This is a genomic window from Limnothrix sp. CMB-01, assembly GCF_055193175.1.
This window is the reverse complement of sequence record NZ_CM143720.1, coordinates 3,114,582-3,139,132: the sequence shown is the minus strand read 5'-3', so window position 1 is coordinate 3,139,132 and position 24,551 is coordinate 3,114,582. Positions and strand designations below refer to the sequence as shown.

At 54.7% G+C, this 24,551-nt stretch carries 25 protein-coding genes and 1 pseudogene; 9 read left to right on the top strand and 17 right to left on the bottom strand.

Annotation, left to right across the window (positions count from 1 at the left end; translation table 11 throughout):
- Positions 1 to 31: 31 nt before the first annotated feature.
- Entirely contained in the window at positions 32 to 520 is a 489-nt protein-coding gene (locus tag ACZA91_RS13090; RefSeq protein ID WP_099532203.1) for a flavin reductase family protein, read from the bottom strand.
- Positions 521 to 839: 319 nt separating this feature from the next.
- Between ACZA91_RS13090 and ACZA91_RS13085 the strand changes: the two genes are divergently transcribed.
- The 8 genes from ACZA91_RS13085 to ACZA91_RS13050 all read left to right on the top strand — a co-directional run bounded on the left by ACZA91_RS13085 (position 840) and on the right by ACZA91_RS13050 (position 8,122).
- Positions 840 to 1,238: a slr0373 family blue light stress response protein gene (locus ACZA91_RS13085; protein ID WP_242026224.1), complete on the top strand. Its 399-nt coding sequence runs from the start codon at positions 840 to 842 to the stop codon at positions 1,236 to 1,238.
- A 178-nt stretch (positions 1,239 to 1,416) separates the two neighbouring features.
- Positions 1,417 to 2,928, top strand: coding sequence for a stress-responsive protein Ycf46 (gene ycf46 / locus ACZA91_RS13080; protein WP_099532152.1), 1,512 nt, complete (start codon positions 1,417 to 1,419; stop codon positions 2,926 to 2,928).
- Positions 2,929 to 3,115: 187 nt separating this feature from the next.
- Positions 3,116 to 3,466: a DUF1257 domain-containing protein gene (locus ACZA91_RS13075; RefSeq protein WP_099532151.1), complete on the top strand. Its 351-nt coding sequence runs from the start codon at positions 3,116 to 3,118 to the stop codon at positions 3,464 to 3,466.
- Between the two features lie 262 nt (positions 3,467 to 3,728).
- The gene (locus tag ACZA91_RS13070) at positions 3,729 to 4,172 is read left to right on the top strand and encodes a hypothetical protein (protein WP_463182572.1); all 444 of its coding nucleotides are present in this window, start codon (positions 3,729 to 3,731) and stop codon (positions 4,170 to 4,172) included.
- Between the two features lie 163 nt (positions 4,173 to 4,335).
- Positions 4,336 to 5,097, top strand: a complete 762-nt coding sequence (locus tag ACZA91_RS13065) for a cytochrome c biogenesis protein CcdA (protein ID WP_099532149.1) — start codon at positions 4,336 to 4,338, stop codon at positions 5,095 to 5,097.
- A gap of 175 nt (positions 5,098 to 5,272) precedes the next feature.
- Positions 5,273 to 6,691 carry a cytochrome c biogenesis protein gene (locus tag ACZA91_RS13060; protein ID WP_463182568.1) on the top strand — a complete coding sequence of 473 codons (1,419 nt, stop codon included), beginning with the start codon at positions 5,273 to 5,275 and terminating at the stop codon, positions 6,689 to 6,691.
- A 183-nt stretch (positions 6,692 to 6,874) separates the two neighbouring features.
- Complete coding sequence (locus ACZA91_RS13055; RefSeq protein ID WP_463182565.1) at positions 6,875 to 7,372, top strand: pentapeptide repeat-containing protein; 498 nt, start codon at positions 6,875 to 6,877, stop codon at positions 7,370 to 7,372.
- A gap of 18 nt (positions 7,373 to 7,390) precedes the next feature.
- On the top strand, positions 7,391 to 8,122 hold the full coding sequence (locus ACZA91_RS13050; protein ID WP_463182562.1) for an SIMPL domain-containing protein: 732 nt from the start codon (positions 7,391 to 7,393) through the stop codon (positions 8,120 to 8,122).
- Positions 8,123 to 8,195: 73 nt separating this feature from the next.
- On the opposite strand, the gene ACZA91_RS13045 is transcribed toward ACZA91_RS13050, so the two are convergent.
- The gene (locus ACZA91_RS13045) at positions 8,196 to 8,447 is read right to left on the bottom strand and encodes an Hpt domain-containing protein (RefSeq protein ID WP_463186440.1); all 252 of its coding nucleotides are present in this window, start codon (positions 8,445 to 8,447) and stop codon (positions 8,196 to 8,198) included.
- A 73-nt stretch (positions 8,448 to 8,520) separates the two neighbouring features.
- Here ACZA91_RS13045 and ACZA91_RS13040 point away from each other — a divergent pair.
- A pseudogene (locus ACZA91_RS13040) lies at positions 8,521 to 9,490 on the top strand (transposase).
- Here the strand turns inward: ACZA91_RS13040 and ACZA91_RS13035 are convergent.
- From ACZA91_RS13035 to ACZA91_RS12965, 15 genes are all read right to left on the bottom strand, one after another.
- Positions 9,444 to 12,953: a response regulator gene (locus tag ACZA91_RS13035; protein WP_463182560.1), complete on the bottom strand. Its 3,510-nt coding sequence runs from the start codon at positions 12,951 to 12,953 to the stop codon at positions 9,444 to 9,446. The pseudogene ACZA91_RS13040 and the gene ACZA91_RS13035 overlap by 47 nt on opposite strands.
- A gap of 412 nt (positions 12,954 to 13,365) precedes the next feature.
- Positions 13,366 to 14,574 (bottom strand): FtsW/RodA/SpoVE family cell cycle protein, encoded by a 1,209-nt coding sequence (locus ACZA91_RS13030; RefSeq protein ID WP_463186439.1) that lies wholly within the window; start codon positions 14,572 to 14,574, stop codon positions 13,366 to 13,368.
- Between the two features lie 282 nt (positions 14,575 to 14,856).
- Positions 14,857 to 15,060: a phycobilisome linker polypeptide gene (locus ACZA91_RS13025; protein WP_099532144.1), complete on the bottom strand. Its 204-nt coding sequence runs from the start codon at positions 15,058 to 15,060 to the stop codon at positions 14,857 to 14,859.
- 239 nt (positions 15,061 to 15,299) lie between these two features.
- Entirely contained in the window at positions 15,300 to 15,785 is a 486-nt protein-coding gene (apcB, locus tag ACZA91_RS13020) for an allophycocyanin subunit beta (protein WP_099532143.1), read from the bottom strand.
- Positions 15,786 to 15,871: 86 nt separating this feature from the next.
- Positions 15,872 to 16,357: an allophycocyanin subunit alpha gene (gene apcA, locus ACZA91_RS13015; protein ID WP_099532201.1), complete on the bottom strand. Its 486-nt coding sequence runs from the start codon at positions 16,355 to 16,357 to the stop codon at positions 15,872 to 15,874.
- A 450-nt stretch (positions 16,358 to 16,807) separates the two neighbouring features.
- Positions 16,808 to 17,131 (bottom strand): 2Fe-2S iron-sulfur cluster-binding protein, encoded by a 324-nt coding sequence (locus tag ACZA91_RS13010; RefSeq protein ID WP_099532141.1) that lies wholly within the window; start codon positions 17,129 to 17,131, stop codon positions 16,808 to 16,810.
- A gap of 29 nt (positions 17,132 to 17,160) precedes the next feature.
- Positions 17,161 to 18,111, bottom strand: coding sequence for a F0F1 ATP synthase subunit gamma (locus ACZA91_RS13005; protein WP_190534744.1), 951 nt, complete (start codon positions 18,109 to 18,111; stop codon positions 17,161 to 17,163).
- A gap of 89 nt (positions 18,112 to 18,200) precedes the next feature.
- Positions 18,201 to 19,718 carry a F0F1 ATP synthase subunit alpha gene (gene atpA, locus ACZA91_RS13000; RefSeq protein WP_099532139.1) on the bottom strand — a complete coding sequence of 506 codons (1,518 nt, stop codon included), beginning with the start codon at positions 19,716 to 19,718 and terminating at the stop codon, positions 18,201 to 18,203.
- Positions 19,719 to 19,806: 88 nt separating this feature from the next.
- A complete protein-coding gene (gene atpH / locus ACZA91_RS12995; RefSeq protein WP_099532138.1) occupies positions 19,807 to 20,361 on the bottom strand; it encodes an ATP synthase F1 subunit delta in 555 nt (184 codons plus the stop codon).
- Between the two features lie 2 nt (positions 20,362 to 20,363).
- Positions 20,364 to 20,906 carry a F0F1 ATP synthase subunit B gene (locus tag ACZA91_RS12990; RefSeq protein WP_234406580.1) on the bottom strand — a complete coding sequence of 181 codons (543 nt, stop codon included), beginning with the start codon at positions 20,904 to 20,906 and terminating at the stop codon, positions 20,364 to 20,366.
- Positions 20,907 to 20,913: 7 nt separating this feature from the next.
- Positions 20,914 to 21,393 (bottom strand): F0F1 ATP synthase subunit B', encoded by a 480-nt coding sequence (locus tag ACZA91_RS12985; RefSeq protein ID WP_190355524.1) that lies wholly within the window; start codon positions 21,391 to 21,393, stop codon positions 20,914 to 20,916.
- A 127-nt stretch (positions 21,394 to 21,520) separates the two neighbouring features.
- Positions 21,521 to 21,769, bottom strand: a complete 249-nt coding sequence (gene atpE, locus ACZA91_RS12980) for an ATP synthase F0 subunit C (protein WP_099532136.1) — start codon at positions 21,767 to 21,769, stop codon at positions 21,521 to 21,523.
- 109 nt (positions 21,770 to 21,878) lie between these two features.
- Positions 21,879 to 22,646 carry a F0F1 ATP synthase subunit A gene (atpB, locus tag ACZA91_RS12975; RefSeq protein ID WP_234406579.1) on the bottom strand — a complete coding sequence of 256 codons (768 nt, stop codon included), beginning with the start codon at positions 22,644 to 22,646 and terminating at the stop codon, positions 21,879 to 21,881.
- Between the two features lie 32 nt (positions 22,647 to 22,678).
- Complete coding sequence (locus tag ACZA91_RS12970; RefSeq protein WP_234406577.1) at positions 22,679 to 23,116, bottom strand: ATP synthase subunit I; 438 nt, start codon at positions 23,114 to 23,116, stop codon at positions 22,679 to 22,681.
- A gap of 163 nt (positions 23,117 to 23,279) precedes the next feature.
- Positions 23,280 to 24,524, bottom strand: coding sequence for a class I SAM-dependent methyltransferase (locus tag ACZA91_RS12965; RefSeq protein ID WP_099532134.1), 1,245 nt, complete (start codon positions 24,522 to 24,524; stop codon positions 23,280 to 23,282).
- Positions 24,525 to 24,551 lie beyond the last annotated feature (27 nt).

Sequence of the window (24,551 nt, the reverse complement as noted above, 5' to 3'; positions counted from 1 at the left end):
AATTTCAGCCAGGGAGTCAACCAAGCCACACCTAGCCGCCGTAGTTCCAGCCGGTGCTTTCTAGGGTGAGGGCTTCCCCTTCCCGATGGATGCCTGCGCCAATCACTTCGCCCACAAAAACCGTGTGATCACCATGGGCGATCGAGCCAACCACCTTGCACTCCACATAGCCCAGGGAGTCAGGCAAGATTGGGCAGCCCGTCGCTTCGCCCAAGTAGAACTCGATGTCTTCAAACTTGTTGCCCACCCGGCGACGGGGCTTAAAAAATTGAGCCGCCAAATCCTTTTGGCCCGCTTCCAACACCGTCAGCGCAAATACACCGCTCGCCTCAATCATGGCGTGGGAACCAGATTCCCGATTCACGCAGTTCACCACCAAAGGCGGCTTAAACGAGCCTTGCATGACCCAACTGGCCGTAAAGGCGTTCACATCTTCGCCCGCCTCATCCCGCACGCCACAAACATAGATGCCGTGGGGAATTTTCCGGAGCATGGTCTTTTTGGCTTGTTCATCGAGCATGGTGCGAACTCCTCGATCGGGTGAATAGGCGGGGCAACTAACGGCCACGAATGTCAATCACGAATGCCAATTGCGGATGTCAATGATCGATCGCGTCGCCGTTTGCAAATCCCTTGCTGAGTGTATCGCAGCCGATCGCCCTCAAAGTTCCACCCAATCACCGATTAACCCGTTTTAGCGCCGTGAATTGAGCCATGAAGGTTCGGATTTTGTGTAAAGAAAAATTACGAAAAAGACAGCAAGACGGCTTTCTGTCTTGACAGACTAGCGTTGCCCCGATACCTTAACATTCATACCCGGGTAATTCATTTGTAGTTATATGCAAGACAAACAGGACAAGCAAAAAGTCACGCTCTACTTCCCCCAACAGTTGCATCGTCAACTCAAAATCCGGGCGGCAGTTGAGTCGGAACCCATGTCCGCAATTGTCGAAAGGGCCGTGGCTTTTTACCTCGAACACCCTGAGGTAATTGACGAGCACAGCGAACCCTACGGGCGTACCCACCGGGTCTATAGCTGCCCTGTCTGTCAAACCTCCACAGTCCTGCGTGACGGTGAATTGGTTGGTCTTGGAAGCCAGCCTGGCATTCTTGCCGAAGATACGCTGTCGATCGAACGGGCCCTGACGGTTCGGGCTGGTGCTCCGGAGTCCGCTGAGGAGGAAGCTCCCAGTAGCGACACGGACGATTCCAACAGCGAAAGCCTTGTCCCTTGCTGAAGCAACTGCCAAATGGCTTCAGTTCCGGTTGCGGGTTAGCCCCTTAAGGATTTCGCTCAGGACTCGCTAGATACTTACTAATCACTTTGGCTAATCACGTTGGGCTAGATGGAGAGCAATTTCCAGTCTCTGAGCTAGTCCGTCGCATGTCCAACTCAAGCGGAATGGGTCGAGGGTTATGCAAGAGCAACTAAGCGTCCTGGTCAGAGCGCAATATCCGCTGGTTTACCTCCTAACCTATGAAGAGGAACGCGCTGAACAGGCGATCGCCCGCCTTGCCCAATCCAAAACGCAGCCCCGCCGTCTGTTTGTCTGGACGGTGACCCATGGGGTGGTGGAATATGGCCAACCCCGCACGGTGACGCAACACAACACCGTTTCGCCGGAAGCCGCGATCGAGTGGATTGTGCGCCAACGCGACCCAGGAATCTATATCCTCAAAGACTTCCATCCCTACATCGACTCACCAGGGGTGAAGCGCTGGCTGCGAGACGCGATCGCCCAGTTTAAGGGGATGCAGAAAACGATCGTGTTGATGTCGCCGGTTCAAGAAATCCCGATCGAGCTTGAAAAAGAAGTCGTGGTGTTGGATTTCCCCCTGCCCACCCTGAACGAACTCGATCAGGTGTTGGGTGAACAACTCGAAGAGACCCGATCGCGCCCTCTCAGCCCGATCGCCCGTGAGAAACTGCTCAAAGCAGCCCTCGGTCTCACCCGTGACGAAGCCGAAAAGGTCTACCGCAAAGCCCATGTGAGCACCGGCAAGCTCACCGAATCGGAAGTCGAAATCGTCCTGTCCGAAAAGCAACAGTTGATTCGTCGCAACGGCATTTTGGAATACATGGACGAAGACGAGACGATCGAATCGGTCGGCGGTCTCGAAGAGCTGAAACGGTGGCTGACCCAGCGCTCCAACGCCTTCACCGAGCGGGCCCGCGAATACGGCTTACCCCAACCGAAGGGAATGCTGATTTTGGGTGTGCCCGGTTGCGGTAAGTCTCTGATTGCCAAAACCACCTCCCGGCTGTGGGGTTTGCCCCTGCTGCGCTTGGATATGGGGCGCATCTACGACGGCTCCACCGTGGGGCGATCGGAAAAGAACCTGCGGATGGTGCTCAAAACCGCCGAGTCGATTTCCCCCGTCATTCTGTTCATTGATGAACTGGACAAGGCCTTCGCCGGTTCCGCCGGTTCCGCCGACTCCGATGGAGGAACTTCCAGCCGCATCTTTGGCTCCTTTTTGACCTGGATGCAGGAAAAAACTTCCCCGGTGTTTGTGATGGCGACGGCCAACCGGGTCGATCGACTCCCCGGCGAGTTCCTGCGCAAAGGCCGGTTTGACGAAATCTTCTTCGTCGATTTGCCCACCCAGGACGAACGGAGCGAAATCTTCCAAATCCACCTCGAAAAGCGGCGTTCTGAAATCTCCCGCTTTGATTTGGATCAACTTGCCAAAGTTTCCGATGGTTTCTCCGGCGCAGAAATCGAACAGGCCATCTTTGCGGCCATGTACGAAGCCTTTGCCCAAGATCGCGAGTTTACCCAACTCGACATCATCGCAGCGATCAAGGCAACCCTGCCGCTGTCGAGAACCATGACCGAGCAGGTAACGGCATTGCGCGACTGGGCCCGCCAGCGTGCCCGTCCTGCCGCCGCTGCTGTCGCGGACTACATCCGCCAGGAGTGGTGACCCCCAAGCTTTCTCCCGTCTCCCAACGGGAGGAGGGCTAGCCCCCCAGTTCCAACCCGTTCAGCATCTGGAACCCCGGTTGGCTAGCGCATTGAAACCAAGCATCGAAGCCTCCCAACTTCGTGCTTGCCATTGAACCCCTAGTTGTTGTCGTTCACGCAATTTCCATCCACAGGAGGAAACCCTCATGTCTCACTTCAGCACCCTGCGCACCAAGATTACTGATGTGGAAATCCTGCGCCAATCCCTGTGCGACCTGGGCATTCAGACCAAAACCAGCGCCGATGTGCGTGGCTATAACGGCCAACGGGTTCGCGCTGATCTGGTTGCGATCCTGGAAGGGGAATATGACCTGGGCTGGTCGCGCAATGCTGACGGCTCCTACGATCTGATTGCGGATCTGTGGGGTGTGGCGAAGAAGCACAACCAAACGGAGCTGATCAATTCGATCAACCAAAAATATGCGGTGAATAAGACGCTGGCGGAGGTGAAGCGTCCTGGGCTGCAAAATGCCAATGTGAAATTGGTGGTTCAGTAGCAACCGCTTTGTCTGCGCGTTCCTAAGCTTGCTGGCTGGTCGGGTTACCCGGCCAGCCTATTTTATTGGTTGATTGCTGTTTATTGGTTGCTGTTGGTTGATTGCTGTTTATTGGTTGTTATGGGCTGATTTTTTCGATTGTTATTGGTTAATTATTATTGGTTAATTGCTGATTTTTGTGATTGGGTGCTATTTGGTTTTTGGGTTAATTGCCATTGGTTGCTGTCGATTAGTTGATTACTTATTTTTTGGGTCTTAGTGGATGCGATCCTTTCCTCGGCTGAATTTGCGGCCCGTGATGATGCACCCGATCGCGCGGCGGGGCATGACGGTGGCTCACTGGATTTTGGCGATCGCCCCAATCAGCTTACTGATCACCGGAGCGGGGGCCTGCCTCCAAGCCACCCGAATTTTAGGAAAAGTGCCACAGCCTTGGATCAATGACCCTTATCTGTTTGGTCACAACGACGCGGCTTATCAAGCTTGGTTGCAGGCGGCCAGCTTGGCCCTGGGGTTTACCGTTCTGAGCCTGATTCCTTGGTTTGTGCTGACGGCAGTGGCGATTTTTGCCCATTGGCGCTACTGGGCCAAAACAGAATCCGGAGGGGCGGTGGGCTACCGGTTTTTGCCGATCGGGCTGTATCTGCTGAGTTGGGTGGTGTTGATTTGGGAACCGGTGGGATTGATAGATTGGTTGCTGGACTAGCTAGCGAAACCGTTGATTAACCCGAGCGGTGGGCAACTGGGGCGATCGGCAATTTCCATCCACCCCCTAAAATTAATCCTGTAGGCCATAGGGCTATGCCATTGGGCCATGCCATTGGGCCAGGGCAAACCAGCCAGTTCCTGAACAAGTAGGGCGATCGCAGGTGTGGGAATCAGTACAAACGGGTTTATATCACCTGGCACAGTGGGCCACGGCGTTGGTGGAAGCACAGTTGGCTCATCCCAGTTTGGGGAGTGCGCTGGTGACGTTTGGGGCGGGCCTGCTCACCAGCTTGACCCCCTGTATGTTGTCGATGCTGCCGATCGCGGTGGGCTATCTCGGGGGGTATGACACCTCAGGCGAGTCGGAACCTGCCGATGGGCGATCGCGCTGGGCGGCGGCGGTGCAATCCCTCTGGTTTGCCCTGGGCTTAGCCACCACCTTGGCGGTGATGGGAGTGGCGGCGGCCTGGTTTGGTCGGGTTTATGGCCAGGTGGGTTGGGGCTTGCCGTTGCTGGTGAGCGGGGTGGCGATCGTGATGGGGCTGAATCTGCTGGAGGTGTTGCCCTTTCAGTTTCCATCCCTGGGACAATTGATTCCTGTGCCGACAGGAGTTCCCCGATCGCTGCGATCCTATTTGGTGGGGCTAACGTTTGGGCTGGCGGCTTCCCCTTGCAGCACGCCTGTTTTAGCGGCACTGTTAGCATGGGTTTCGGCCACTCGCGACCCGATCGCGGGTGGGGGTCTGTTGTTGGCCTATGCGATCGGCTATGTGTCGCCGTTGGTGTTGGTGGGCACGTTTGCCGCCTCTTTGAAGAGTTTGTTGGCGCTGCGGAGCCGATCGGGCTGGATTGTGCCCACCAGTGGCGCGTTATTGGTGGGATTCGGCGTATTTTCGCTGCTCAGTCGGTTGCCGATCGGCTAGGGTGAATAGCCAACGGATTGCCAGCCAACGGATTGCCAGTCAACGGATTGCCAGCCCCATGAGACGCTAGGGAATTAGGGTCAAAAACACAGCGCTAATCATGCGCTAATCATCAGGATCGGCACACTAGGGCGAATTAAGGGAAGACCAAAGTACTGAGGTCAGGGCAAAAACCATGGATGCAAATGACGGATTGCAGCAAACTCCCCTGGATGGGGCGATCGGGCGGAGCTGGTGGCGCGCAGGGGTGCGCATCATTGCTGACCTGCGGTTAGCGATCGTCCTGTTATTGGTGATTGCGGTAGCTAGCATCACTGGCACGGTCATTGAGCAGGGCCAGGGCTTGGAGTTCTATCAAGCAAACTATCCAGAGGATCCGGCCCTGTTTGGCTTCCTGAGCTGGAAAGTGCTGCTGGCCTTGGGGCTGAACACCGTCTATCGCACCTGGTGGTACTTGGGACTGCTGGTGTTGTTTGGCACGAGCTTGGCCGCCTGCACCGCCCTGCGCCAATGGCCGGCCCTAAAAGCTGCCCAGCATTGGAGTTATTACCGGGCCCCCAGACAGTTTGAGAAATTGGCCCTCAGTGCCCGGTTGGACTTGGGGGAAGCCAGCAGCGCGATCGCCCCGGCCACTCCTCTCTTACAAGCCAAAGGTTACCGAGTTTTTGCGGAAGGCAGCAGCTTGTATGCACGCAAGGGGATTGTGGGCCGCATTGGGCCGATTATTGTCCATGCGGGGATGTTGATTGTGTTGTTGGGCGGCATTATTGGTGCGCTCACTGGTTTCATTGCCCAAGAAATGATTCCCAGCGGCCAAACGTTTCAGGTCACCAATATTATTGACGGCGGCCCTTTGGCGGCGGGTAATGTGCCCCGAGATTGGTCTGTGAAGGTCAACCGCTTCTGGATTGAATATTTACCGGACGGCAACATCGACCAGTTCTATTCAGATTTGTCGGTGTTGGATCAAGCGGGTCAAGAGCGCGATCGACAAACTATTTTTGTGAATCAACCCCTGCGCTACCGAGGGGTGACCATGTACCAAACCGACTGGGGCATCGCAGCGGTGAAGGTGCGCATCAACAACAGTCCATCAATTCAGCTACCCATGGGCAAGCTGAATCTGCCGGGCGCGGGCCGGATTTGGGGCACTTGGGTTCCCACCAAACCGGACTTGAGCGAGGGGGTTTCGCTGCTGGCGCGAGATTTGCAAGGGGCAGTGCTGATCTATGACGCGACGGGCCGCCCGATCGCCACCACGCGGGTGGGCCGATCGACCCCAATTACCCTGGGCGATCGCACCCTCACCTTGGCCGTGGATGATTTGATTGGCAGCACGGGGCTACAGATCAAGGCGGATCCCAGCATCCCGATCGTCTATTTGGGCTTTGGATTGCTGATGGTGGGCGTGGTGATGAGCTATTTTTCTCACTCACAAATTTGGCTGTTGCAAGAGGGTCGATCGCTCTATGTGGGTGGTCGCACCAATCGGGCCCAGGTGGCCTTTGAGCGGGAAATGCTGGAGGCGATCGCGCAATTGCAAGCCACTGTCCCGATCGCCTCACCCCCAACGCCCGCCGCGACGGAAACCTAAACGAGCGTCTTGAAGTTTGCCAAATTCAGTTTGCCAAATTCGCAGATTGCTATCGATGGCTAAATCCTAAGATTCGTCTCCGATCACGGAGGGATCAGGGCGATCGCGCTAGGCTCAGAGTAAAGGTTCTTGCCCCCGGCTCACCATTGCCAGAACCCTTCCACGGGGCAAGCAGGAGGAGTGATGACCGATCGGCATCTGCGTTGGCTTAGTGGTGTCGTCTTGGCAGCGGCGCTCCTCGGTGCAGTAGGTTCGCGGGCGGCGGCGGAACCCGCTGCAACCACGGCTCCCACTGACCTCAAAGAACTTTTGGAAACGGGCCTCTGTGGTGGTTGTAATTTAGCGGCGGCCAACTTGGCGGGGCAAAACCTGCAAGGCGCACACCTGATTGGGGCTGACTTGCGCCATGCCAATTTGCGGGGGGCTGATTTAACCAACGCTAACTTGGAAGGGGCCGATCTGACCGGTGCTGACCTAACGGACGCTAATTTAACCGGCACATTCTTAACCAATGCCATCCTGACCCAAGCGAGGCTCGATCGGGTAAACCTCACAGCCGCCACCCTCAATGACGTGGACGTGACCGGCGCGTCGATGCTGGACTTAACCCTCACAGGCGCGACGATTCAGGACACGGCGATCGGGGTTGGCGGCGACGAACCCATTGAACCCCATCCCTAGGGATGGCTAACCCTTGCCATGATGCGCTTGCTGAATTCCCACAGATCTTCCCGCCTTGAAACAGCCGTTAGTTTGCGCTTGGGGGCGATCGGGCTGGGCATGATTGTGGCGATCGCCGCTGCTCTGCCCGCCCAAGCCCAAGAGCGGCTCAATCGAATCCTGTCCGTTACGGGCCGAGGCAGTGAACTGGTCAGCGCCAGCACTGCCCGCGTGAGCCTGGGGGTGGAAGCCCGGGCCGCCACCGCCGAAGCGGCCCAAGCGGAAATGGCCAAGCGATCGAGCGCGGTGGTGGCGCTGCTGCGGGGTCGCAATGTCCAAAAGCTGCAAACCACGGGCGTTTATCTCAGCCCCTACTACGACAACAACAGCAAACCCGTGGGCTTTGTGGCCACCAACACGGTCAGCTTTGAAATTGCCGCCACCGAATCCGGAGCGCTCATGGATGCGGCGGTGAAAGCGGGAGCCACCCGTGTGGATGGGGTGCAGTTCACGATCGATGATGCCACCAACAACGCGGCGCGCAATCGGGCCTTGGCAGCAGCAACCCGTGATGCCCAAGCCCAGGCCGATGCGGTTTTGGCAACCTTGGGGCTAAATCGGCAGGAAGTGATGGGCATTCAGGTAGAAGGGGCGATGATGTCGATCCCCAGCCCCATGCTGCGAGGCGTGGCCGACTCCGCCGCCAGCACCCCCGTGGTGGCCGGTGAGCAGACGATCCAAGCCACGGTTACTTTGCACATTCGGTACTAGTTCGGCCCTCGCCACAGGGGGCTGAATTAACGTTTCATTCGTTTTCAGTTGCCAACGTCGAGGTTTACAGAGTTCAACGTCGGGATGGGGTGGCCTGAATTTGATCGATTTGATCAAGTTGATCAAGCTGCTGAGTATAGGCACAAACGCGATTCATCACATCCCGTAGTTGAGCTGACAAAATTTCAGCCCGATCGAGCCGATCGGCCAGGGCATTGGTTTCGAGTTGGCAAGCCAAATCTGGCATTTCCAAAACGCCAGCATTGGCCGCCGCACCTTTAATTTGGTGGGCCCGCCGATAGACTTCCTTGCAGAAGTGTTGAATGACAGATTCAGGTTATAAAAAAGGGGTAAGAAGATGTAATTCTTACCCCAAACAATCAAAAAGTAATACACCAATGTTACGCTCATTCTCTCAAATCGTCAAACCTATTCTCAAAAGCTTACCTGAGCATGATTACCCAGTGCTCAGCAGTCGGAGATTTTTTGAGATCTGGTTGACCTTCATTCTTGATCAAGGTTTGATGAGCATGAGAGACCTATTTTTCAAGCTCAATCACACCGGTATCTCAGTAGACATATCAACGTTTTCCAAGGCTTGTAAAAACCGGGATAATCACCGATTCTGCCGCATCTACACTCAGCTAATCAGAACACTGAAACAGCGTCATCATCCCGATGCCATGATGCTAATGCCCATTGATTCCACCGTTGTGACTCTCACTAGCCGACTGTTTTGGCAACAGAGTTATCATCGAGTCAAACTCTTAGCAGGCTTCAATCAGCAACAAGGGTGGTCAAGCGAATGCCTGAATCCATTTTGGTCAAGGGCATGATGCCAAATTTTCTGGCTACCTGCCGAGTATGATTCCTGAAAACGGGATTGGGATTATGGATCGGGGTTTTGCTGATTGGCATTTCATTGATGAGTTGAGTGAAATAGGGACTTATTTTGTGGTGCGAATCAAGAACAATATGAAAGTCAATCTGAATCATGACCGCTATCGAGTAGTCACCTTTTGCGATCTAGAAAGTCGATGTGAATTTCGTTTAGCAACGAATTTAGTAGACTTTTCAAATGAAGAGATTGGAGAACTGTATCGAAAGCGCTGGCAGATTGAGTTGCTATGGAAGTTCTTAAAGATGCATTTAAAATTAGATCAGCTCATTACGAAAAATCAAAATGGCGTAGCAATACAGATCTACATGGTCTTAATTGCTTATGCCATCTTGCAGTTAATAGAATTGCCGCAATTCTATAGTCAGACGCTACTAGATAAATTGCGATATTTGCAAGTTGTACTCGGTCGCTATGGCTCAATCAGTCATTGGAGCTATGATTTACTGCCAGAAACTCTTGTTGCCTAGAATATGAAGTTTTGTGTTTAGATTCAACACTTCTGACTTCCTTGATGTTTTGGCTTTCGATCGCCCGATCGAGGGCTTCCAAATATTCCGGAATGCCCTCCACAAAAATACTGAGAATTTCACGGGCCACTTCCGGATCGCCCATGGAAATCTCCATCAACCGTTCCCGATCGATCGGCGGTGCTGACTCAGCAGCGGAATTTCCAGCGCTCAGCATTGGCTTGGGAGTCGGTTCCGTTGGGGGCAAGTCGCCTTCCGTATGCAAATTGCGACTCATGGGAATCACCCAGCGATCGAGCACCGCCGCCAAGCCCGCCAAGCTAATGGGCTTACTGATGTAGTCATTCATGCCCACCGCCAAACATTCCTCCCGGGCCCCAGCCAAAGCATTGGCCGTCATGGCAATCACCGTCACATCCCGATTGGGGCCCGCTTCCGCCCGCAACCGTTGCACGGCCTGATAGCCATCCATCACCGGCATCAAGCAATCCATCAACACCAAGTCAAACGGCTCCCGCAGCAGTCGATCGAGCGCCTGTTGGCCATTGTCAGCACAGGTCACATTCTCCCAACCCAAACTCTTGAGCTGCCGCAAGACAATTTGTTGATTCAGGGGCGTGTCTTCCACCACCAAAATCTTGCAATGTACCGGCCGCACCAGGGGATGGAGCGATCGCGCCGCCGATCGCCCATCACGCTCAGCCACCGTGGGCGACTCCAGCACCGCAGGCAAAGTTGGTGACTCGTGACGCACCGCCGCCGTCAGCGCATCCAGCAGTTGCGAAACCAAAATCGGCATCGTCAGGTAATGCTTAATCACCCCCTGACCCACCAGTTGATGGCCCAGCGATCGCGCTTCTGGCTTCAGCAACAAAATCCAGTGCAAAGTGGCCAAGGCCGGTTGCTGCTGAATTTGTCGCTGCAACGGTTCCCAAGTCAAATCCAAATCTTCCAAATTCACAAGGGCGATCGTGTAAGGGTTTTCGCTGTAGCTGGCCGTCTCGATCGCCCCAAACACCTCATCCGCCGACACACGATCCAAACGCCCACCCCAAGCCCGCACCTGAGAACCAATCAACAATTGCTGGCGGGGATCCGTATCCACTAACAGCAACCGTTCTTGGCGCAAAAAAGACCATTGCTCCACCTCATCCGTCAACGCCTGGCGCTGCAAGGGCACTGAAAACCAAAACGTACTGCCCCCGCCCACATTGGCCTCATAGCCAATTTCTCCCCCCATCAGTTCCACCAACTGCCGACAAATGGCCAGCCCCAACCCAGTGCCCCCATAGCGACGGGTTGTGGAAGCGTCCACCTGCGAAAAAGACTGAAACAGCTTGTGACGATGCTCCGGCAAGACCCCCACCCCCGAATCTCGCACCTCACAGTGAATTATCACCATCTTGTTTGATTGGGATTCCAAAGACATTTGAAAAACCACCTGTCCTTGATCCGTGAATTTAATGGCATTACCCACCAAATTAATGCAAATTTGATGCAGTCTTGTGGGGTCACCTACCACCGTCCAAGGCACATTACTATCCAGCAATGTCAAAAGCGTTAATCCTTTCGCTTGGGCTTGGGGCCGCAGGAGGTGATCGACGGTTTCAATACATTGATTTAGATCAAAGGGAATGGACTCTAGCTGTACTTCCCGAGCTTCAATTTTTGCCCAATCCAAAATGTCATTAATTAACGACAACAGGTGCTCGCCGCTGGTTTTTAAGATTCGGGCTAAGTCTTGCTGTTCAAGGTTTAGGGGCGTTTGTAGCAGCAGATCTGTCGTACCCAAAGCCGCATTCAAAGGAGTCCGAATTTCGTGACTCATGTTGGCCAGAAATTGGCTTTTGGCTCGGTTAGCAGAATCGGCTAATTCTTTTGCCAGTTGCAATTCCGTGGACTGGTGTTGAAGACGTTGCACCAATTGGGTTTGTTGAACAGCAATTCCCAGTTGTGCTCCAATTTGCACCAGAATTTTGATGTCTGATTCGCTCCAAGTGCGGGGGCGTTCATTTTGATAGGCTCCCAGGACTCCCCACAGTTCCCGTCCACAATGAATGGGTACACAAATAAAGGCTTTGGCCGCCAATCGATCGAGCAATTCCAAACAGGTGTCCGCCAAATCCGCCTGTTCCACATCGCTGGCACTGACATAACTGGCTCCCAAGTTGAAGGGGCCGCCTTGGGTCAGTTGCCAAGTTTTGTGGCACAGGGCGGGATTCAAGTGATCCACATCCTTGGTGACTCCGCTCGGACTAACCAAGGGCTGCACACCATCGGCCACGGACTCCACCAAAAATTGACCGCTCCAGTCTGGATTAAACCGATAGATCACCACTCGATGGCAGAGCAGGGCCCGCCGTAGCTCATCGGTTGTATCCAGAAAAATTTCATCCAGATCCAGGGATTGCCGCATTCGGGTGATGATTCGGGCGATCGCGGTTTCGCGCCGGGCCAAGTCCCGCAGGGCCTGTTCTGCCTGCTTTCGTTGCATCAAGGCTCCGGCTTGAGTCCCCACCGCCTCCAGCAGATGCAAAATTTTGTTATCGAGGGTCGAGGCCTGTCGTCGCAGGAACATCAAGACCGCCAAAACCTGGGAGCCGTCCAAAATGGGAACCGCAAAGGCCGATCGCAAACCGACACTAGCGGCCAGCTCTGAACGGGCAAAAATTCCCGGATAGCTCAAATCCTCCAGCCATTCGGCCTGGCGCTGGGCCCAAACTCGGCCGGGCATTCCTTCTCCCGATCGATACTGAAGCTGCAAACTGGCTTGGCGAAAGGCTTGAAAAGATGGGTCACTGGCATACCAACTGGGGCTGCACTCCAGCGCCGTCCCGTGGGCATTTGGCACCCAGGCTTCTGCACAATCCCACTTAATGGTTTGGCAAGTCAGCCGCAAAATGGCTTCGAGGGATGCATCAAAATCCGAGGCTCGCCCGATCGCCTGGGAAGCCGCCAGCAACAGCCGAATTTCAATTTCAACTTTCTGGCGCTGAACAATTTGTTTGTGTAGCAGTTCATTCTGCTCAGTCAGGCGACGATTAGCCGATCGCAATTCTTCCTGAAGGGCATACAACCGCAGTTGGCTCTCAATTCGCGACAGAATTTCTTGAACCTGAAAAGGTTTGGTAATATAGTCAACTCCACCGGCTTCAAAGGCATGAACTTTATCGGTTGGGCGATCTAAAGCGCTAATAAAAATAACAGGAATATGACGAGTTTGAGGATCATCTTTTAAATAACGACAAACCTCATATCCATCCAAATCTGGCATACAAGCATCCAGAAGGATTAAATTTGGTGCAGCCAAGCGAGCAGCACTTAATGCCAATCGACCACTAATTGCCTTTCTAACGCGATAGCCATGGGTCTCCAGCATGGAAGACAGCAGACGGAGATTGTCTGGCAAGTCATCCACAATTAAGATGTCGGCTTTGGCGGGATGCCCAGAAGAAGATAACATCGACAGCAATCCAGAGAGGAAGGAGGAAATTAGTGATCAAGCGTCAAGCAAGGATCTAGCAACTGTTATTCAAGACGGTTTATTTCATGCAAGTTGTTGGGTTCATGGCTGATGAGTGTTGTGTTATTTTTGATTGGTTTTTGATTGATTTTTGATTAACGGGGACGATCGGGATAGTCAATTGTTTGGAATTTGAGCTTATTAGCTGTTAGGTACTTTAGGCGGTCAATGACTATCAAGTCAGCGATCGCCTAAAGTCAGATTAACTCTGAACTTTTGGTGGCTTCAGTCTGTACGCCATTCAACAATCATGCAGCATGGTCATGGCTGTTAACTATCGGTAGAACACGAGTATTTTTTGATACGATCGCCCGGTTCCCTTTACGGGGATAGTACAAATCGCGGTGCGTCTTTAAGGCCGACGGGGCCGGCGGCGATCGAGGGGAACCACCGTGGCCGCACTGCTTTCGCGGGCCACCCGAATCAGCAACCCCGCTAGAAACAGACTGGCAATAATCGAGCTACCGCCATAGCTCATGAGGGGAAACGGCAGTCCTGTAGTTGGCAGCACGCCGGTTGCCACGCCAATGTTCACCAGGGCTTGGCCCACCAGCAGCAACACAGCACCGACGGCCACCAGTCGCAGGGAGCGATCGCTCGCATTGGCAGCCACTCGCAGGCCCAATGCACCATAAACAACTAACAGGGTCAACAACAGTAGGGAACCGACAAAGCCAAACTCTTCCGCAAACACTGAAAAGATAAAGTCAGTGAACTGGATGGGCAGGCTGGCTAATTTTTGTTGCGAGAGGCCAAACCCCGTCCCCCACCAGCCCCCCGACCCGATCGCCAGGAGACTTTGCACCAATTGATAGCCAATGCCTAGGGGGTCATCCCAAGGATTGAGAAAGGAGGCAATTCGCCGCTGCTGGTAAGTGCGCAGGCTGATACTAATTAGTCCTAAAACCAGCCCACCTCCCGCCGCGCTGAGCAGATAGGCATAGGGCAAGCCCGCCGTCAGCGCCAGTAGCCAAACGGTCATCCCACAAACCGCTGCGGTGCTGAGATTGGGTTGCAACAAGATCCCCAACAATACTGCACCGATGGTTCCCAGCCAAAACCAGCGATGGCGATCGGTCAACCGTTCCCACCGACCCAAAATGCGGGCACTTTGCAGCACTAAAAAGGGCTTTAGGAGTTCCGAGGGTTGAATTGGCAAGACCCCAATTTCAATCCAGCGAACGGCTCCGTTGGCCGATCGCCCAAGACCAGGAACCAGCAGCGCCCACATCAGCATTAGGGTGACTAGCAATCCCCAGTGGGCGATCGCCAGCACGTAACGCAGGGGCAGGGAAACGGCCGTTTGGAATCCCACCAAGCCCGCCGCGATCCACAGTAATTGCCGTTTGCAGTAGTACCAACCGTCTCCTTCCGTAGCTTCCGCACTGGCGTAGGAGGCAGATAGCAAAATCAGAAACCCCACAAACAGCCAAAAGAAGGTGAGCCAACGCAACCAACGGGCTTCGTCGGCCCAGCCCACGGCCGACCACCCCACGGAGGTTCGGAACTGTGTGAGCCAATCACTCCAAACAAGGGGGCGACGTTGGGCCATGGATTGCAGGCAACCTCAAGGGGCAAAGACAACCAGGAAGCAACCCCACCAGCGGAGGCCAAGTGCTGCTGACTTCAAACAATGCTGATGCAAAATACCTATTCAAAACAATATCGCGAGCCACAAGTTTCAGCTACCCGTAGGCAGGCTCACTTGTCACTCGCGATCGGCTGAGTTCGGAATTGGTGTGCCAATTCCAAAAATGACTGAGGGTTGGGTCACCGACTCGATCGATCCACCTGACCCCAAAAGGACAGAAGGAACCGATCAGGCGGTTCACAGTTTGCCAATCTACAGCAAACCCGTATTCGTGCCCGGGCGGCCCGTAGCCAGCTCGACCTTCACGATTTTGCCACCCATCTTTTGGATGCGTTGCTGTTCCTTGAACCAGTTGTCGTAGGAAACCAGCTTCGTGAAGAAGGTGTTTTGCAGCTCGCGCTGCGTCCGAATTCGCGTTTGGCTCGGCACGCAAGCCGTAATTTTAAACATCCGCATGGCGAGAAACCTTTGTGACTTCAACGACAAATCTGACCAAAATTCAGACCAAGTCCTTAAACAACGAGGTCTGAGCCGTGCTGCCCCCAAAGCTAACCAGACAACGCGATCGCGGAGCCTATGCAACTTTGAGCGTTCAGCAACTATCCCAGACCCCGTGGCTTCACTCATTTCAACCCAACAGGGGAAACCACAACCATCAACCCGGTGAGTCGAAATTCAGCCAAGCCATTTGTTGTTTAGCTCAAGCCCGAGGAGATGTAGTCGAAGTACACGCCCATTTCCTTACCAGCGTCAGAGCCCACCAAACCGGCGGTCACTTCCTTCATGGCTTGGATTGCTTGCACGGTGGTGCCGATGGGCACGCCCAAGGAGTTGTAGGTTTCCTTCAGGCCGTTGAGCACGCGCTCATCGAGGATCGAAGGATCGCCAGCCAACATAGCGTAGGTGGCATAGCGGAGGTAGTAGTCCAGGTCGCGGATGCAAGCAGCATAGCGACGGGTGGTGTACATGTTGCCGCCGGGACGGGTCACATCGGAGTACAGCAGCGACTTAGCAACAGCTTCCTTGACGATCGTGGCAGCATTAGCGCCGATCGCGTTAGCAGCGCGCACGCGCAGTTCGCCGGTAGCGAAGTAATTCTTCAGCTTATCCAGAGCGCTCGAGTCGAGGTACTTGCCCTGAACGTCGGAGGAGTTGATGACGGAGGTAATTGCGTCTTGCATGATCGTTTTTGAATAAGTCGGTTTTGCAAGGAAATGGCTTTCATTAAAGCCGAAGCAAGTCAAGCTAGCGAGGGAGAACCCAGGTCTTAGCTCAAGCCGCCAATCACGTAATCGAAGTAAGCCGAAGCTTCAGCTGCATCTTCGCCGCTCAGCAGACCAGCAGCAGCAGCCTTCATGCCACGCACACCTTCAGCCACGCCGTCGATCGGGGTACCCAGCGAGCGGTACATTTCGCGCACACCCACCAAACCGATTTCTTCGATCGGGGTCACGTCGCCAGCCACGATGCCGTAGGTCACCAGACGCAGGTAGTAGTCCAGGTCGCGCAGGCAGGTTGCGGTCATTTCTTCACCGTAAGCGTTACCGCCGGGCGAAACCACATCGGGGCGCTTTTGGAACAGTTGTTCGCCGGCTTGCTTAACGATGCGCTCACGGGCATCGGTCAGGATTTGGGCAATGCGCAGGCGTTGAGCGCCGGTGGACACGAAAGCCTTGATGCGATCCAGTTCGCCGGGGCTGAGATAGCGGGCCTCAGCGTCGGCATTCACGATTGACTTCGTGACGATACTCATTGAATAAACTCCTCCGAAAGGAAAAAAGTTTTGACTGGAGATTGGGGCTTCCACCGAGGAAACGACTAGCATCGCTGCGATTGCTCAGGCAGCGGGAGCAACGAGAAATTTTCTAAGCCAGGTCGTTTAACCCTTAGCTCGAAATCCACCAGCGACAGTCCTGAGACCGCACTCGGTGTCCTCCCCGGCAAATCAACACTTATTCTCAGGCATGAAGCCCGTTGACCCTCGCTTGGATTAACAGTTTTTAACATCCTTCCTCAGACAGCTAATCTTTGAGGGCCGTTCCGAGTCTGTGATTTCTGTCCCGATCGCTCAACTGCCGAAAAGACAAAACACCAGGCGAATCAAAATCTAGGGTCAAGATTTTGCGCCTGATGTTTTGCAGATTTCGGTTTGGATCGAGCGATCCAGCGATTGCCCAACAGCCAAGTTTTCCCAAGTCCAAATTTATTTTTGGAATTGACCAAATTGCAGTTCGTAAACCTCATCCTCACAACCGGTTTGGATTTTGAGGTTAGAACGGGGCTTGGCGGTACAAAGGAGCGCAAACCCCTTCGTGCGCAAATCCGGACTCAAGCCCATGCTGTCGCCTGGCTCGATCGTCCCTTCCACTACGCGGGCAGCACAGGTCGTGCAAACCCCCGCATTGCAAGAGCTAGGAAGCGTCAGCCCCGCCGCTGCCGCCGCCGTCAAAATGGGCGTGTCATCCGCCACTTGCAGGACGTGGGTTTGCCCTTCGTGCTGAATTTCAACCTGATAGGTCGTGCTCATGGTTCTTCTCTCAAATCCCTAGCCAATCCCTAGGAGCGCAGCGCCTCAGCACCACCGCACACTTCCAGGATTTCTTGGGTAATAGCGGCCTGCCGTGCCTTGTTGTAAGTCAAGGTCAAAGTGCCAATCAGGGTCTTGGCATTCTCGGTGGCGTTGCTCATGGCAGTCATCCGGGCAGCCAACTCGCTGGCGGCGGACTCTTGCAGGGCCCGCAGCAGTTGGTTGTTCAGGTACAACGGCAAGAGCGCATTCAGAATCTGTACCGGATCCTGCTCAAAGATGGTGTCGCGCGGCAAGGGTGCGGTGGGCAAATCGACCCGCTCACGCTCCACTTGGAATTGTCCGCCACGGGTCGTCAGCCGGAAGATCTCATCATCCGAAGCTTCCAAACCTTGCGGATCCAACGGCAGCAGGGTTTGGACTACGGGACGGGAGCTAATCAGCGATACAAATTTGGTGTAGACCAGTTCAACGCGATCGACCGTTTCCGAGAGAAACAACGACAGCAGCTCGTCTGCAATTTGCGATGCTTCCGACGCGCTAGGGATTTGCTCTAGACCGTCATAAACAGCCGCGACATCGTAGCCCCGGCGGCTGAAGTATTGGTTTGCCTTGCGACCCACCACGATCATTTTGACGTTGACCCCTTCAGCAAGCAGCTCTTTGCTGCGTTGCTCGGCCCGACGGATCACATTACCGTTGTAGCCACCACAGAGGCCCCGATCGCCTGAAACCACCAAAATACCTACGGTTTTAATGCTTCGTTGCCGCAGGAGTGGCAGATCTACGTCTTCAAATTTGAGGCGCGATTGCAAGCCGTAGAGCACTTGGGCTAAGCGATCGGCGAAGGGGCGGGTGTTGTTTACCTGCTCTTGGGCCCGGCGCACCTTTGCGGCGGCAACCAAGCGCATGGCTTCAGTAATTTTTTTAGTGTTTTTAACGGACTGAATTCGGTCGCGAATTGCCTTGAGGTTTGCCATAGCTGTGGAGTCCTTTGAGTCGCCTGAGTCGCTAGGGGGCGCGATCGCCCGGGGTAGAAGACCCTAGGCGATCGCTTGATTCGCGATGATTACTGAGCAACCAAGAAGGTTTGCTTGTACTCAGTCAACGCTTCCTTCAGCAGGGTTTCCGCCTCTTCCGTCAGTTGCTTGGTGCTGCGCACGGCTTCACCATAGCCAGCCTTGTTATTCTTCAGGTAATCCCGCAGACCCGCCACAAACTTGGTGATCAGGTTGACCGGAATTTCATCCAAATGGCCGTTAATCCCGGCGTAAATGACCGCCACTTGCTCATCCACACCGAGAGGCGCGTATTGGGGCTGCTTCAGCAGTTCCCGCAAGCGCTGACCACGGGCCAACTGATCTTGGGTCGCCTTATCCAAGTCGGAGGCGAACTGCGCAAAAGCAGCCAAGTCGTCGTATTGAGCCAGTTCCAGCTTCACCTTACCGGCTACCTTCTTCATGGCCTTGGTTTGGGCAGCCGAACCCACGCGGGATACGGAGATACCAGCGTTCACGGCCGGGCGCAGACCCGAGTTGAACAGGTCAGCGGACAAGAAGATCTGACCGTCGGTAATCGAAATCACGTTGGTCGGGATGTAGGCCGACACGTCACCGGCTTGGGTTTCGATGATCGGCAGAGCCGTCATGCTCCCACCACCCAACTCATCGCTCAGTTTGGCGGCGCGCTCCAGCAAGCGGCTGTGGAGATAGAACACGTCGCCGGGGTAAGCTTCCCGACCGGGCGGACGACGCAGCAGCAAGGACATTTGGCGATAGGCCTGGGCTTGCTTGGACAAGTCATCGTAAACCACCAGGGTGGCCTTGCCCTTGTACATGAAGTACTCGGCAATGGCAGCGCCGGTGTAGGGAGCCAGGTATTGCAAGGTGGCGGGGTCGTTGGCGTTGGCGGCCACCACGATGGTGTAGTCCAGCGCGCCCGATTCCTTCAGCACGTCGATCACCTGGGCCACGGAGGAGGCCTTTTGCCCGATCGCCACGTAGATGCAAATCACATCTTCGGACTTTTGGTTGATGATCGTGTCGATCGCGATCGAGGTCTTACCCGTTTGGCGGTCACCGATGATCAGCTCCCGTTGGCCACGCCCGACCGGAATCATCGAGTCAATTGCCGTAATCCCCGTTTGCATCGGTTCGCACACGGACTTCCGGGCGATAATCCCAGGGGCCATCGATTCGATCAGACGGGTTTCCGAGGAGGCAATGTCGCCCTTGCCATCGATCGGGCGAGCCAACGCATCCACAACCCGGCCCACAACCGCATCACCCACCGGAATCGCCGCGATCTTACCGGTGGCACGAACGGTACTGCCTTCTTGGATGTTGAGGCCGTCACCCATCAACACAGCACCCACATCGTTCTCTTCGAGGTTCAGTGCGATACCCACAGTACCGTCCTCGAACTCCAGCAGCTCACCAGCCATGGCATTTTGCAGGCCATAGATACGAGCGATCCCGTCACCCACTTGCAGCACGGTGCCCACGTCGGCCACCTTGACATCCTTGTCGTACTGCTCAATCTGCTGCTGAATAATGCTGCTGATTTCGTCCGGTCTGATTGCAATCACGGTCTGCGACTCCTAGTTTTCAACGTTGTTTCCAGCGTTTGGGGTGCTTATCTTGGTTGCGGCCCTCGGGATTTGCTCACAAACAGAGCTAGATCGCGCCCAAAGTCAGCGCCATGCGTCGCAATTGACCACGCAGGCTGGCATCGACCACTTGCGAGCCGACTTTGATAATCACGCCGCCGATCAAATCGGTATCGACCTTCGTCACCAGTTCCACGCTGGCGGCCCCGGTGAGCTGTTTCACCCGCTCAATGGCGCTTTGGCGTTGCTCTTCCGTCAGTTCCACCGCAGAAGTCACTTCCGCCAAGGCCGTATTTGTAAACTGGCGCAGCAGGTCTTGATATTTCTGGGCGATCGAATCCAGCAGCGCAATCCGCTTGCGATCGACCAAGAGTTTCAAAAAGTTCGCCGTCAACGGGTGCAGAGTTTCACCCGCCAGGCGATCGAGTACAGACTTCTTATCGTCCGCCTTGACAAACGGGTTAGCCAAGAGAGCGCCCAGCTCATCCGAGGCTGCTAGCAAACCTCGTAGGTAGGTCACATCCTCGCCAAAACGCTCCACCAAGCTTTCCTTTTGAGCCAAGGTCATCAAAGCTTGCGCGTAAGGCTCGGCGATGCTGGCGATCATTGAACTGCTTTGCATCGTTAGTTCCCTCCCCCTTGAATCAGGGCCAAGCTCCGATCAACCAAATCCCGCTGTTGATCCGAATTCAAGCGCGAGCGCAATTGGTCGTTGACCTGCTCCAGCGCTGCGGCCACAGCCCGCTGCCGCAATTGCGTAATCACACGCTCTTGCTCAGCCGCCAAGTCACTGGAAGCAGCCTCGCGCATCCGTTGCACATCCTGAGTGGACTTCGCCAAAATGGCTTCCTTCGTCCGCTCAGCCGCAACCTTTGCCTCAGCAGTGATTCGCTCTGCTTCCGCCTGGGCTTGAGCCAGTTTGCGCTGTTGCTCTTCCAAGGCCTTAACAGCTTCCGCTTGCGCCTTTTCTGCTTCGGTGATTGCCTCTTCGATCGCGGCTCTCCGGGTTCCCAGCAGGTTACCCAAGAAGCCACGACCAAAGTAGACCAGAACCCCCAACACGATCGCCAGGTTGATCACATTGGTTTCCAGGATGTCGGTGTTAATCCCGAACGATCCATGGGCCAACAGATGAGGGGCGATCGAACCCAAAAACATGTTCGTCATCACAACCTCATCCCAACTCAAAACCCAACAACTTCCGCACAATCTGACGGCTCAGCACCGCCACTTGACCGTCCAGGGCAGCCAAAGCCGTCTGCCGTTGACTGTCAATCTCCTGTTGAGCCGCTTCCCGCTCCGATTGGGCCTGTCGTTGTGCGTCTGCCACCGTCTGAGCCGCCAGTTTTTGCGCCTCCGCTTGGGCATCCGCTACGATGGACTGAGACTTGCGGCGGGCCTCCGCCAAAGCCTTTTCATATTCCGCCGTCAACGACTTCACCTTCTCCAGGCGCTCTTGTGCGTCCAGTTGCTTGCCACGGATGTAGTCGGCCCGTTGGTCAATGGCTTGTCCCAGGGGCTTGTACAAAACCGCATTCAAAATCAAAGCCAAAATTAGAAACTGCGCTGCCATCAGGGGCAGGGTGGCATCAAGGTCAAACAGACCCCCTTCTGCCTCCGCTGCCAACAGCGTTGGTACGAGTGCGTATAGCATTTCGCTTACTCCCAGCAGATGGTTGACAGCCCCTTTTCGCGAGTTGGGGCAGCAAAAGGCTTTCGCATCAAGCAAGCACCTTTCGCCGCCTCAGGTAAAACTCGTTCGCAAAAGCCGAAAACCAAATTTACGAAGCGAAGGGGTTAGCGAACAGCAGCACCAGTGCCACCACCAGACCGTAAATCGTCAGAGCTTCCATGAACGCCAAGCTCAACAGCAAGGTGCCACGGATTTTGCCTTCTGCTTCCGGTTGACGAGCAATCCCTTCCACAGCTTGACCAGCCGCATTACCTTGACCGATACCGGGGCCAATTGCACCCAAACCCACAGCCAGAGCAGCAGCCAGAACCGAAGCAGCAGCAATCGTAGGATTCATTGTCGTAGTCCGTCCTTGAATTGTTGTTGAGAGTCTTGTAATTAGAAGGGAAACAATCCCCAATTGATGCTTTCACGACTCCGTTTCACAACCCCTAAAAATGGGGTCGTTAGTCGTGATGCTCGCCGTGGTGATCTTCCATTGCTTCACCAATGTAGGATGCCGCCAGAGTTGCAAAAATCAGGGCTTGAATTGCACTCGTGAACAGCCCCAAAACCATCAGCGGAATGGGCACGAACAAGGGAACCAGGAAGACCAGTACAGCCACCACAAGTTCATCCGCTAGGATATTACCAAACAAACGGAAGCTTAACGACAGCGGCTTGGTAAAGTCTTCAATGATTTTGAAGGGAACCATGATCGGGGTCGGCTGCGCGTAATCGGCGAAGTAACCCAACCCTTTTCGGCTCAATCCTGCATAGAAATAGGCGACCGATGTGGTCAGTGCCAGGGCAACCGTTGTGTTGATGTCGTTGGTAGGAGCAGCCAATTCACCAGACGGTAACTCAACGAGTTTCCAAGGAATGAGTGCACCACCCCAATTCGACACAAAAATGAATAGGAACAAGGTGCCAACAAAGGGAACCCATGCTCGATATTCTTTTTCGCCCACTTGGGTTTTGGTAAGGTCGCGGATAAACTCCAAGGCATATTCCATGAAGTTTTGCAATCCCGACGGTACTCGCTGAATGTTACGAGTTGCCAAGATGCAAGTAACGATCAGTAGCCCTAGGACAATCCAAGAGGCAAGGAAAACTTGCCCATGTACCTTGAAGTTGCCAATGTGCCAATAGAAGTGTTGACCAACTTCCAGTTCTGCTAGCGGAGAGAACGGAATGTTTGAAAAAAGATCGAACATAGCAACGCTGTTTTGCATAGGCATTTGACGAGATTGCTCTCGCAATTAGCCTAAGGGTTGGGCTTTGCGATCGCGCGCAACGTGTGGAAAATTAGAGCAGCCTTATAGGTCAGAAAACCAAGGATGATTGGCAACAGTTCAAGTTGCTGAACTCGAGCACCAATGAGAAAAATGGCTACAAAAAGTGCTAGCCGAGTTTTACTCAATTGCTGTTTGCCATTACCCAGGGTAGCGACATCTTTGGCCAGCATTCGCAGGTATACAATGCCCACCAGCGCTCCCAGCAAATAGCTCAGGGCAGTGTTGAGACTGTAGGTGGCCCAAACAGACAGAAAAATCACCAGGGATACAACCAAGGAGCCGATTAATAGCTCCCGTTGGAGTTTGTAGTATTCCTCCATGGCTGCGCCGTTTTCGGAAGTGCCCTCGATCGCTTCGGGAGAAACTTCCGGCATGGCGGTGACTGGTTCGACCGTTGGAGAGTCCATCGGTTGCAAACTCCTGGCTGTTGAATGCTGGCCCGGCGGCCCTAAGCCAGGTGCGATTGTACCACGCAGGTGTTGCGCGTTTTTCACGGGAAATGGGCGAGGTTGCTGGGGGGAGCTATTTTGACTGCGCCCGGATTTAGCGGGTGGTTGGCTAGGGATTGAATTAGCGTTGGGGAGTCAGCAACAACAGGCGCTGATCAAGCAACGATCGCACGTTTTCGAGGGTGAAGCCCGGCTGCTGGCTCAGGAGTTGGGCGATCGACTGGGGTTGGTCAGCGGTTTCGTTGGCGGCCACGGCACTGAGAAACTGGAACGTAGCATCGTCCAAGCTGACAATCCGATAGTCCTGATTAAATAGACAACGGCTGGGCCAGCCATCCATACAGGGATTCAGGCTCGGCAGGGCTGCGGCCAGGGCGCTGGAGTCTTCCCAGGTGAGGCGATTGACCGGCGGGCAACCTAACCAAAACTCGTAGTGGGTAGCTCCTTCGGGATCCAGCGATTCCACCAGGCGATAGCGCTGTCGATCGCTCAAGCCCTCGGCTCGCGCCATCAGCTCTGGATTGCTGCCCAAGAGGCGATCGAGCTGCCAGTAATCAGGATTGGAAAAGCCCAGGAACTCCAGACCCGAAGCCTCAATTAATTCAAAGAGGGTGTCGATGTTGTAGTCCACTTCCTGGGGATGGACATACATGTCTGCAAAACACTCATCCCGCTGGTTTTCCATCGACCAGCGCTCCTGTTCCCGCCGCACCAACCGATTGGTTTCGGGCAAGGCCGCAAATAGCGATCGTCCAATCTGAACACCATCACGATAGGGATTGGAATCTGCCGGGCCCGTAGGGCTTTCACGGAGCAGGCGGATCGCTCGCTGCATCAACTGGATTTCCCAACGACCCAGTTCCCCATAAACGAAAATGTGCATGAGGCCACCGGGAGCTAGCTTGGCGGCCAGGGATTGAATGCCTCGCACCGGATCGGGCAGGTGGTGCAACACGCCAACGCAGTTGATCCAATCAAATTTGCCGGAAATTTCCTGGGCATCGTAAAGGCTGAGGTGACGGAATTCTACGCGATCGCCTCCGCGAACCCGATCGCCCGTCCGCCGACACCGTTCCCGAGCCACGCCCAACGCCTCTGAACTCAGGTCGATCGCCGTGATCTTGGCTTCCGGGTTCAGATGCATTAAATATTCAGTGCCCACACCCGTGCCGCAACCCGCATCCAAAATTCGAATATCAGTGCGTTCCGCCTTTCTGCCCGTGCAAAACTGATGCGCCGCTTGCCAGTTCCAGCGCCAGTTATAGCCCGGCGGGGGTTCATCCAACAGGGGTTCTGGCGGAAACGGATAGGTATCGTAGAGCTTTTGGACGGCGGCGAGGGTTTGGGCGGTGCGCTGTGCTTCCATCGGAATTGAATAGGGGGTTGATTGGGT